Annotated in this window: 7 protein-coding genes; 4 read left to right on the forward strand and 3 right to left on the reverse strand. The window is 72.5% G+C overall.

The genetic code is table 11. The features are described from left to right. The first annotated feature begins 91 nt into the window (after positions 1-91). Both FH969_RS10455 and FH969_RS10460 read left to right on the forward strand, forming a co-directional pair. A complete protein-coding gene (locus FH969_RS10455; RefSeq protein WP_139987192.1) occupies positions 92-2,194 on the forward strand; it encodes a DUF6398 domain-containing protein in 2,103 nt (700 codons plus the stop codon). A 276-nt stretch (positions 2,195-2,470) separates the two neighbouring features. Next, positions 2,471-3,391: an McrC family protein gene (locus FH969_RS10460; RefSeq protein ID WP_180359762.1), complete on the forward strand. Its 921-nt coding sequence runs from the start codon at positions 2,471-2,473 to the stop codon at positions 3,389-3,391. Positions 3,392-3,632: 241 nt separating this feature from the next. Here FH969_RS10460 and FH969_RS15280 read toward each other — a convergent pair whose 3' ends face one another. From FH969_RS15280 to FH969_RS10470, 3 genes are all read right to left on the reverse strand, one after another. After that, positions 3,633-3,791 carry a hypothetical protein gene (locus tag FH969_RS15280; RefSeq protein ID WP_159096598.1) on the reverse strand — a complete coding sequence of 53 codons (159 nt, stop codon included), beginning with the start codon at positions 3,789-3,791 and terminating at the stop codon, positions 3,633-3,635. 164 nt (positions 3,792-3,955) lie between these two features. Further along, positions 3,956-4,498, reverse strand: a complete 543-nt coding sequence (locus FH969_RS10465) for a hypothetical protein (RefSeq protein WP_139987194.1) — start codon at positions 4,496-4,498, stop codon at positions 3,956-3,958. A gap of 48 nt (positions 4,499-4,546) precedes the next feature. Then, the gene (locus FH969_RS10470; protein WP_139987195.1) at positions 4,547-4,684 is read right to left on the reverse strand and encodes a sedoheptulose 7-phosphate cyclase; all 138 of its coding nucleotides are present in this window, start codon (positions 4,682-4,684) and stop codon (positions 4,547-4,549) included. A 117-nt stretch (positions 4,685-4,801) separates the two neighbouring features. On the opposite strand from FH969_RS10470, the gene FH969_RS10475 reads away from it, so the two are divergent. Further along, a complete protein-coding gene (locus FH969_RS10475; RefSeq protein WP_139987196.1) occupies positions 4,802-5,110 on the forward strand; it encodes a helix-turn-helix domain-containing protein in 309 nt (102 codons plus the stop codon). Positions 5,111-5,481: 371 nt separating this feature from the next. Then, positions 5,482-6,469, forward strand: a 988-nt coding sequence (locus tag FH969_RS10480; protein WP_180359763.1) for a DUF222 domain-containing protein, incomplete at its 3' end; no start/stop codon positions are given.

The following is a 6,469-nucleotide window of genomic DNA, read 5'->3' on the forward strand; positions in this document are numbered from 1 at the left end:
CGCCAGCAGTGGAGTCGCGCTGCCCCGAGTGCCGGAAGGCGCCGTGCGGCGGCAGGCGGGAGGACGGCCCGCGAGCCCATACGGTGGGCGCGTGACGAACCGCAAGCGGGGAGACCGCCACGCACGCTCCCAGGCCGAGGCCCGCCGTCGGGCACACGCCGCGCCGCAGCGGCAACATCCCGCCCGCGAGGAGCGACCCGAAGCCATCGAGGATCCGGGCCTGATCGAGGCGATCGACGGCGCGCTCGAAGCCGAGCACCCGCTGGACCTCATCCTGCTCGCGAGTCAGCTCGTGGCGGCGCTCGATCTCACCGACGAAGGCGACGACGCGGTCGGGTCCGACGGCGAGCGGGTCACGCTCGCCCGCCTCATGGGCACGTTCCGCGCGGCCGGGATGCGGCAGAGCGACGCGCTCCTGCTCGTGCTCGCCCAGATGCTGGGCGACGACGCGGCGGCTGATGCGGAGCGCGCGGAGATCCGCCGCGAGGTCGCGGCGCGTCGGCACGCCCTGCCCGGATGGGTGCTGCGCGCGGACCGCATCCAGCCGCGGCGCGCGATCCTCATGACCGCGCTGCTGGACGACGGCCTGAACGTGGTGATCGACGTCGACCTGCCCACCCGCAGGCCGCTCACCTTCTTCGTGTACATCGACGCGAACATGGGCACGATCGTCAAGGACGCGTTCGCCACCGACCGCTCGCTCGAGGACGTCGAGGCGTTCCACCTCGAGCAGGCCCTCGAGCGCCCCGAGACGGGGATGGAGGTGGTCGACGTCTCGCTGGCGGACGCTCGCGCCCGGATCGAGCAGGGCCTCGCGAACTGGCACGCGCTGCAGCGCCCGGTCGAGTCGGACTCGTGGCCCGCGGTGTACGGGCTGCTGCGGTGGCTGCTGCGGCTGATGCCCGAGGGCGGCACGGTGCCCGAACGCGTGCCGCACTCCCCCGAGACGCTCGAGCCGTATGTGGACGACGTGCTGGCGTCGCCGTTCGCCGTCGGGCTCGACGCAGGTCCGGACGCGCTGCCGCGCGCGGTTCTGCGCTCGCTGCTGAGCTTCTCCTCCTCGCTCGGCGAGGGCGACCCGCTGCGGTGGAGCAACGTCACGGCCGAGACGGCGCTGATGGACTGGTGCCTGCGCAGGATCTCGGCGGAGCCGAAGTTCCTCGCGGCCGTCCCCGAGGTGCTGCGCGTGCTCGTGCGGTACGCGCACGCCGAGCGCGACGCGCCGAAGGGGGCCACCACGGAGGCGCTCGCCGGGATCGCCCGGTTCGAGCCCGAGTACCGCGCCGCGATCGCGGATCCGACTCGGCACGGCCTCATGGGGATGCTCGCCGAGGCGGGACTGCTGGACTCCGACGGCGTGCTCGACGCCGAGGCGGTGCACCGGCTCAACGCGAAGAACGGGTTCGACTCGGGTGACTGGTCCGCCGGCGGCGACATCCTCGACTCCCTCGCCGAGGAGGTCGGCGGGCACGGGGCGCTGGCTCGGCTCGACGCCGTGCCGCTGCCGCCCGAGGAGCTCGTGCTCGACGGCGTGCCGGAGGACGTGCACGAACGGCTGCGGTCCGTGGACGCGATCGCCACGAGGGGACTGCGTGCGCTGATCGAGGAGCCCGAGTGCACCGAGCTCGTGACGAGCGCGCGGCGGATCCTCGCCCGTGCGGCGCTCGCCGATCCGACGCTGTTCCGACGGCGCGGGCGGGACGAGACCTGGGCGGCGGCCGTGCTGTGGATCGCGGCGAAGGTGAACGACGTGCTGAGTGCGCGCCGACTGACCTCGACCGAGCTGCACGAGGCCGTCGGGGTGAAGGGGTCCTCGTCGCAGCGCGCCGCGGCACTGCTCGAGGCGCTGGGGGTGGACGTCGCCAGCACGTGGTCGCTGGATCCGATCCTCGGGGATGCGGCGTTCCTCATGTCGGCTCGGCGTGCGGAGATCATCGACCAGCTCGAGGCGCTCGAGCGGCTCACCGACGGCGACCTGTGGGACGACGACGACGAGGACGGGCTGAGCGAGGAGGACGACGGCGACGGCGAGCTGGACGACGGCGAGCTCGGGCCGGACGCGGAGCTCACCCCGGAGTCGGCGGCCGAGCTCGCGGCGTTCCTCTCCCGGTTCGCGGGGCCGTCGGGAGCGGGTGTGCCCGATGGGTCCGGGCGGGCCCGGCGCCGTCGACCCGGTTCGGGAGATCAGCCGTGAGCTCTGGGCTGGTTCGCTTCGGCGGACTCGAAGAAGCCTGGGGCGCGGACCTGGATGCGGCGTTCACACCCGAGGCGGACGCCGAGGTCGCAGTTCTGTTCGACGGCTCGCCATGGCCGCGCACTGACGAAGAAGGCCGGGACGAGACGGAAGTGGAGTTCCGTGGGGTGGGTCGTGAGGGTCGGCGTGGCGGCGTGAGGTAGGCGCCATCGGCGGGATCTCCGGTTCACCCCGGGGCTGGTCGACGGCATCACGCGCGAGGACCTCTGGCCCGCCGTGGCCGAGACGTTGGCGCGACTGGCAGAACGGGCGCTCCTGCGTGGAGTCCGGCAGGGGTACGTGCCGCGCGAAGAAGAGCTGATGGTGCTCCGCGGCCGCATTCGCACCAGCGCACAGATGAGCCGTCACCAGGGCGCCGTCATCCCTCTGGAGGTCGCGTACGACGAGTACGACGTCGACACCCCGGAGAACCGGATTCTCCGTGCCGCCCTGGTCCGCGTGGCGGGACTACCCCGGCTCGATCGACGTCTGCGGGGGCGACTGCAGCACCTCCTGGGGCGCCTCACGGGGGCGACGGCGCTGCGCCGCGGGACCCCTCTGCCACCGTGGCGTCCGAGCCGACTCAACAGCGACTACCAGCCGGCTCTGCGACTGTCTGAGCTGATCTTGCGCACCATCGGTGGAGAGGGAGCGTCACCGACGGCGTCGTTCGTGGTGGACATGGCGAAGGTGTTCGAGGACTTCGTGTCGACCGCGCTCGGTGAGTCCCTGCAGCGGCGCTCCGCTGGAGCAACCCACACGCAGTATCGCGATGTTCTGGACGAGGACGGCACGGTCCCGATCCGCCCTGACATCGTGCACACGATTGGCGGACGGCCGGTGGCGGTGCTCGATGCCAAGTACAAGCTCGGAACCGAGGGTGACGCCTATCCCACGGCGGACGTCTTCCAGATGACGGCGTACTGCGCCGCCCTCGGGCTCCCTCGCGGCACGCTGGTGTATGCGGGTAGCCGCGGGGACCGGTCCGGGCCGCGGGTCGTCCGCATTCGCAACCTCGGGATCGAGATCGAGCTCTGGCCTCTCGACGTCAGCGCCGCGCCGCGCGAGCTGCTGACGCAGGTGGACGTCCTGGCGCAGCACGTGGACGCGGGCGTCGCGGTCGGCCTACAGCCGATCGCTCATACTCGCGCGCCGTGATGCCGGGCACTTCCGAGCCGAGGGCGTTGTGCAGTCCAAGTCCGGCCGCTTCGCGTCGGGATCTGGTCATGTGGTTGATGATGTCGCCGCAGGCGAAGGTGGAGGCGAAGGTGGAGGTGCGCGGCGGCCGTTGACGGCCTCGCGTGCTGGTGCCCGGGACAGGAGAAGCAGGGCGACACGACGACGGCCCGGGTGCGCCGAAGCGCTCCCGGGCCGTCGATGACAAGGACTGGGTCGGCGGCTACCGCAGCAGGAAGGCCCGCATCGCACCGGCCTGGATCTCGTCGTGGCGGTCCTGCGCTGTCCGCGGGACGGGTCCCGGGAGCGCGGTCCAGCCGCGGCGGATCGAGAAGCGGCGGCGGGTGGACCGAGTGGGCGTCACGGGTTGCGTGGTCGTCATGGCTCGGACTCACCTCCTTTCCCTGCATGCGCCGGATAGCGGCGCGCGTGACCCCTGCGGATGCGTGGGGTCGTGTCAGGAGTGACAACAGTGAATGCTCCTGACGCGCTCTACCTTAGTCCGTTGCGCCGCGGAAGTCTGCGGATTTGAGGGTGAGCCGGCTCTCACCTCTCCCGGGCATCCGCCACCCTCATTCCGGTCACGAGTCCCGGCAGGCCGCGCCCGTTCACCGTGAGCAGCATCGCCACGAGCGACACCGCCGCGAACAGCCACGCGGCCCACTGCCAACCGGGCGGGGCGAGGTCCAGGAGCATGAACCCGCCGATCCCGGCCACGAAACGCAAGGGGCGCCGCAGCGCACGAGGCGCGGCTGCGCCGTCGGGCTCGCGCACGAACCGCAGCTCGACCGCCACGTCTCCCACCGTCCGTCCCGTCGCCAGGACGAGCACCAGCCAGGTGCCCAGCACCACCCACCACGCGACATCGTTCGCGAGCCCGCTCGTGAGCAGGTCCCGCCGTTCCAGCTGGAGCAGCTGCACCGCGATCGCCACCACCACCCGCGTCACGACCGACCACAGCAGGTCGCACAGCATCGCGAGGAACCGGCGCCCTCGCGTCACGGGCGCCGGGGTGCGGGCGGCTTGCGCGTCCGGGTGGAACCCGCGCAGCCGCGCGGGCACCCCGAGCGCGAGCAGCGAGCCGACCACCAGCGGGCGCAGCGTGTAGGTCCGGATCGCCGCGCCCGTACACGAGCGTCAGCGTCCACAGGGCGCCGCGACCCACGTCAGGCGCCCTCGCCGGTAGGCCACCGCCACGAACGGCACGAGACCGACGACGGCGAGCAGCACTCCCAGCCCGACGGCGAGGATCGCCGAGGGCACCTGGTCGCCCACCGTGGCACTCTCGCACGGCGGGCAGTGTCCACGTGCTCGTGTCTCGGGGCGCCTCGCCCTGGGATCCCGTGTCTACCCGGCTGACACCGTGCATACCCAGCCGGGACGGTGGATGCCGTGCCCGCCGATCGATCCCCCGACCGCGACCTCGCGGTGCGCCTGGGGCATCGGCTCGCCCGACTGCGTACCGAGCGGGGCCTGACGCAGGAGCAGGTCGCAGCCGCCGCCGGGATCAATCGGAACCACTACCAGCTGCTCGAGTCGGGGCTGTCCGACCGTGCGAAGAACACACCCGCCAACCCGCGCCTGTCCACGCTCGTAGCGCTCTCGGACGTCCTGCGGACCACGGTTCCGGAGCTGGTGGTCGACCTCTTCCCCGATGACGCGGCGAAGCCCCTGGAGTACCGCGAGACTCCGCACCCCTGACGTCTGCCCCGGTCGGTAGGCCGGGCCGTAGGTCCGGCTGAGCTGTCCACCGAGCGCCGAGAAGTCCGATCGTCCACGACCATGCGGGCGGTGCCGCCGATGTCGGTGCTGCACCGTACTCTCGGCACACACGTTCGACGGAGATGGTCGAACCCCGAGTGGTGGTGGTGGTGGTGAGCGTGACAGCGGAACCGGTCGAGTCGGCGATGGCCGTGGCGCCCAGCCACGCTCACATCGCCGGTGGCTCACCCCGTCTCGTGGCCGCCCCACCGCAGGGTGCGGATGCGGCTCGGTTGCGGGATGCCGTCACCGCGGTCCGGACCGCGGTGGCTGGGCTCGCCGACCTCGTGCGTACCTTGCAGCGCAGTCCGGTGAGCGGTGCTGGGGCGTCGGGGCTCGGACCGGCCGGCCTCGATGGGGTCTCGCGCGACGCAGCCGCGGTCAACGCAGCCAGGCTCGGCGAGGTTGCGCCCGACACACCGGCGATCGACCCCACAGCGCTGACCGAGTCGCTGAGCGGCCTCGACTCGGCCGTGTCCGTCCTCGGCCTGGCGCGGGCTGGTGTGCTCGGTCTGGTGAAGCAGTCCGACGGGTGGCACCGACCCGGAGCAGAGCGACGCGACTTCACCGGCTGGCGCACCACCAGCAGCCGGCAGAGCCGCGGTGCCACGCGTGCCGAGGAGAACCTCACGCACGCGCTGGCCGACCTGCCCGAGGTCGGAGACGCCGTCCGCGAGGGTGTGCTGACGATCGGGCATGTTCAGGCGATGGGTGACGTACTCGCGAGCTCGTCCGAGCGCGCCCGGGCGTCGCTGACGGAGAACCCGGAAGAGCTGGTGGATCTGGGCCGCCGGTTGCCGGTGCCGCAGCTGCGCCGCGCGCTGCAGCAGGCGGCCGCCGCGATCGACGCCGACGCCGCGGACAAGCGGTTCGACGCCGCGCGAGACCGGCGGTTCGTCCGAATGTCCGCCGGAGGCGGCGGAGTGCACCTGACGGGTTTCCTGGACCCGGTCGCAGGCGGAATCGTGCGCGCCGCCCTGGACGCAGTCACTCCGGTGCCCGCGGTCGATGACACCCGCACCGGAGACCAGCGCCGCGCCGATGCCCTGACCGACCTCGCCTCCCGCACGCTGGGCTACGGCCAGAGGACCGGTGCGCAGGTTCGACCGCACGTCTCGATCCTTGTTCGCGAAGACACCTGGCTGCTGCTCATGGAGCGACGCCGACTCCGGCTCGCCTCCTGCCGCGACGGTGGCAGCCAGCCCGGCCCAGGCGCGACCGGGGCTGGTGCGACCGGGGCTGGTGCGACCGGGGCTGGTGCGACCGGGGCTGGTGCGACCGGGGCTGGTGCGACCGGGG

Source organism: Miniimonas arenae (assembly GCF_006351005.1).
Classification (GTDB): domain Bacteria; phylum Actinomycetota; class Actinomycetes; order Actinomycetales; family Beutenbergiaceae; genus Miniimonas; species Miniimonas arenae.

Bases quoted from the DNA above. Each gene is read 5' to 3' on its own strand.
- FH969_RS15280 (WP_159096598.1), bottom strand. From the start codon at position 3,791: ATGACGACCACGCAACCCGTGACGCCCACTCGGTCCACCCGCCGCCGC.